We start from the raw sequence: 4,084 nt of genomic DNA, 5'->3' as shown, positions 1-4,084 counted from the left end.
GCATGAGCCCCGGCGCCTGCAGCTTGGGAGGCTTCTCGCCGATGAGCAGTGCGCGCAGCTGGGCGATCTTGTCGCGCAGCGTGGCGGCTTCCTCGAACTCCAGCGACTCGGCGTGCGCCAGCATCTCTTCGTTGAGCTCGATGACGAGGGCTTGCACCTCGGTAGGCGACATCTTCGCCAGCATCTCCTTGCCCAGCTTCTCGACCTCGTCCGGCTTGCGCCACGGCAGATCGATGAGCTCCGAGATGGCCTTATGGATGGTCTGGGGCGTGATGCCATGCTCCTCGTTATAGTTCAGCTGATACTCCCGGCGCCGGCGCGACTCCGCCATGGCGCGGCTCATCGAGCCGGTGATCTCGTCGGCGTACATGATGATGGTGCCGGATACGTTGCGGGCGGCCCTGCCCATGGTCTGCAGGAGGGACGTCTCACTGCGCAGGAACCCTTCCTTGTCGGCGTCCAGAATGGCGACCAGGGAGACCTCCGGCAGGTCCAGACCTTCGCGCAGCAGGTTGATGCCGACCAGGGCGTCGATGTCGCCGGAGCGCAGCTGCCGCAGGATGTGAACGCGGGCGAGCGCGTCCAGGTCGCTGTGCAGATACTGCGCCTTGATGCCTTCCTGCTGGAGGTAGTCCGCCAGCAGCTCCGAACTCTTTTTCGTCAGCGTCGTGACGAGCACGCGCTCCTGCTTCTCGACACGCTGTCGTATCTCGCCGATCAGGTTGGGGACCTGGTCCTTGCTGGGACGTACTTCGATGACCGGGTCGACGAGGCCCGTGGGGCGCAGGAGCTGCTGCGCGACCTGCGTCGAGACCTGGTACTCGTAGTCCGACGGCGTCGCACTGACAAAGATGGCCTGCTGGACGTACCGCATGAACTCGTCGAACATGAGCGGACGGTTGTCGAGCGCCGACGGCAGGCGGAAGCCGTAGTCGATCAGCGTCTGCTTGCGCTGATGGTCGCCGTTGAACATCCCGCGGATCTGCGGGACACTGATGTGTGACTCGTCCACGAAGAGCAGGAAGTCCTTGGGTAGAAAGCTCAGGAGCGTGTACGGCTGGGAACCGGGTGCACGTCCGCTGAAGTAGCGGCTATAGTTCTCGATGCCGGTGCAGTAGCCGGCCTCGCGCAGCATCTCGACGTCGTTCTTGGTGCGCTCCTCGATGCGCTGGGCCTCCACGAACTTGTTCAACGATTTGAAAACCGCGACGCGGTCCTCCATGTCCTTCTGGATGAGCGCGATGTACTTCTCGATGCGTTCCGGGCTGGTCACGAATTGCGCGGCAGGGAAAAAGATGAACTCCTTGTACTCCTTGATGACCTGGCGCGAACCCAGGTCGAACTCCTGGATCTTCTCGACCGTGCCGTCCAGTGACAGCCGGATGCGGATGCCGGTTTCCGTCTCCTTGGGCATCACCTCCAGCGTCGACCCGCGCATGCGGAATGAGCCACCCTTGCCCACGTCCTCGACACGCTCATAGCGCAGTCCGATGAGCGACCGGGCGATGTCGTCGCGCTTCATGGCCGCGCCCTGCGTCACGGTCAGCAGGCCCTCGCGGTATTCCTCCGGCGAATCCCAGCCGTAGATACAGCTGACGGAACTGACGACGATGACGTCCTTGCGCTCGACGAGCGAGCGGATCGTCGAGTGCCGCAGGCGGGCGATGTCCTGGTTGATGTCAGCGTCCTTCGCGATGTACAGGTCGATCGTGGGGACATACGCTTCGGGCTGATAGTAGTCGTAGTAGCTGACGAAGTACTCGACCGCGTTCTCGGGGAAAAAGGCCTTGAACTCGCTATACAGCTGTGCGGCAAGCGTCTTGTTGTGACTCAGGATAAGGACCGGGCGGTCGAACTCCTTGATGACATTCGCCATCGTAAACGTTTTGCCTGAACCGGTGACGCCGACCAGCGTCTGGAAGCGGTCGCCCTCGTTGATGCCGGCGATCAGCTTGGCGATGGCCTGCGGCTGGTCCCCAGACGGTTCAAACGGTGCCTTCAGCTTGAAGATGCTCAATTGTGAATCCCTTTGGTGCCAGGCACCATGGTCTTCACATTTCGGCGGGTGAGGTGACGCTGCTTCTCCAGGTTCGCCGGACGCGGCTTGCCGACGCACTCCCGGACATAGGACAGGAATGGACCATTCGGGTCCCCGGGCGCACCACGGAAATCGACCGGCAGCCAGTCCATATCGAGCCATGAAGGCGGCGGGACAAGGCCAGCCATAGCCGCACAACTCGACCAGCGCCACTCCTCCGGAGAATGCACCAGCTGGGCCCGCAGCGGGTTGAGCAGCAGGTAACTCGCCGCGTCGATCAGGTAATTGTCGTTGACCACGAGCCCCGGCCAGTAGCGATCTTGGAACACGTGGCCCGAATGCTCGTATCTCCAGTTGTACCGCCGGGTGTACTCCTGGTCCAGTTCCTGCATCCCCTGGGATAGGTTGGGTTGAGGAGTCTCCAGCAGCAGATGGTAGTGATTACCCATCAGGCAATACGTGTAGATCCGCCAGCCAAACTCCGAGGCGACGTCGCTCATGATGCCCAGGAAGGCTTTCCAGTCAGCTTCTTCCCGGTAGATCATCTCCTGGCCATTGCCCCGGTTGGTCACGTGATACACGGCTCCCTCATATTCGATGCGCGGCGCCCTACCCATCTCACATGCCTCCTTGATGTAGTGGTTTATCAATTGTGAATGTCATCGTGCCTGGCACCAAGGGATTCACAATTCGCGGGCCCAGCCGAGAAGGGGGATTGTCGGGGCGGAGCCGCCGCATTCAAGGAAGGCCTGTTCGATGTTCATGACGTGCGCTTCGGCGTTCGCGCCCGGGTTGCGGAAGACCATGTCGGCACACACCGCCACAGCTGCCTGGACGGTACCGCCCGCGAGGACGACTGCTTCGATCCGTGTGCGCAGCCCGGACAGGTACGAGCGGTCTGCGTCGATGCGGCCCGTGATTTCGGCGCGGTCGCGCGTGAGGCTTCCATGACCGGGAACCAGGAGGTGGATCTCCATCGCGGCGAACATGCCGAGCGTCCGTTCGTATGCGTCGAGTCGGTCACTCACGAATGGGATCTCGAGGTCGCTCAGGAGGTCTCCGGCCCACAGACACGCAGCGTCGGGGTCGTACATCGAGAGGTGATCGCGCGCATGTCCGGGCGTATGAACCAGTTGGACACGGACGCCCCCGACCATGAGTCCGATGATATGGTCGACGGTCTGATCGGGCATGGGCGGGTCGAACGGGACGTCAGCGGCAACGCCTTCCGCCTCCTCGTAGCGTCGTATCGAACACCGCGTCCGCTCCAGGTCGAGGGCGGTCTGAGCGACGTACGCCTGCTGAGCCACGACGTGCGCACCGGGAAACCGCGCGGCGCCCAGGACGTGGTCCCAGTGGTGATGGGTGAGCACGACCGTTCCGACCTTCAGCTGCTGCGCCTCGCAGAAGGCAGCGATGTCCTCCACCTCGTCCGGAAGCAGTGCCGGGTCGATGAGCGCGGCAAGGCCGGCGTCGTGCAGGATGCCCGTGTTCATGGCATATCCGCGGCACTTCGCCGTCCAGAGATGCGGCGTCAGTGCTTCGAAGTGCAGACTCATGTCAGGCGGCCTTCACCAGGGGCAGCACATACCGCCAGATCAGCACGACGAAGCCCGCGCTGCCGGCAAGCACAAACAGGTGCCAGATCTCGTGGAAACCCACGACACCGGGCCAGGGATTTGGCTTCTTGATCGCGTACAGCAGGGCCCCAACACTGTAAGCAAGACCCCCGGCCAGCATCCAGGCTATGCCGCCCCACCCGACGGCATGCTGAAGCGGGATCATCGCCCACACGGCGAACCAGCCGAGCGCGACGTACAGGGCGGCCTTGACGCCCCGGGGAGCGTCGAGCCAGAAGACGTCGGTCAGGATCACGGCACCGGCCAGTCCCCACACAGTCCAGCAGAGCCACACACCAACGCTGCCGCGCAGTGCGATGAGACAGACGGGCGTATAGGAGCCTGCGATGAGGATGGAGATGCTGACGTGGTCGAACCTGCGCAACATGACATGGGTCCTCGGGCTGACATCGAGCAGATGGTACGA

4 protein-coding genes are annotated in these 4,084 nt (G+C 62.9%); all 4 read right to left on the bottom strand.

The features are described 5' to 3' along the window. Positions 1–2,017, bottom strand: a 2,017-nt coding sequence (uvrB, locus tag SMC3_RS02385; RefSeq protein ID WP_119089781.1) for an excinuclease ABC subunit UvrB, incomplete at its 3' end; no start/stop codon positions are given. After that, complete coding sequence (locus SMC3_RS09675) at positions 2,014–2,655, bottom strand: transposase (RefSeq protein ID WP_119088272.1); 642 nt, start codon at positions 2,653–2,655, stop codon at positions 2,014–2,016. The genes SMC3_RS09675 and uvrB, both read right to left, overlap by 4 nt. Before the next feature lie 66 nt (positions 2,656–2,721). Next, entirely contained in the window at positions 2,722–3,597 is an 876-nt protein-coding gene (locus SMC3_RS02375) for an MBL fold metallo-hydrolase (protein ID WP_119088273.1), read from the bottom strand. 1 nt (position 3,598) lies between these two features. Further along, the coding region (gene trhA, locus SMC3_RS02370; protein WP_207799633.1) for a PAQR family membrane homeostasis protein TrhA at positions 3,599–4,084 on the bottom strand (486 nt) is incomplete at its 5' end.

Source organism: Candidatus Cryosericum hinesii, from assembly GCF_003570985.1.
Classification (GTDB): domain Bacteria; phylum Caldisericota; class Caldisericia; order Cryosericales; family Cryosericaceae; genus Cryosericum; species Cryosericum hinesii.
This window is presented reverse-complemented; position numbering and strand designations above follow the sequence as displayed.

Bases quoted from the DNA above. Each gene is read 5' to 3' on its own strand.
- SMC3_RS09675 (WP_119088272.1), bottom strand. From the start codon at position 2,655: ATGGGTAGGGCGCCGCGCATCGAATATGAGGGAGCCGTGTATCACGTG.
- SMC3_RS02375 (WP_119088273.1), bottom strand. From the start codon at position 3,597: ATGAGTCTGCACTTCGAAGCACTGACGCCGCATCTCTGGACGGCGAAG.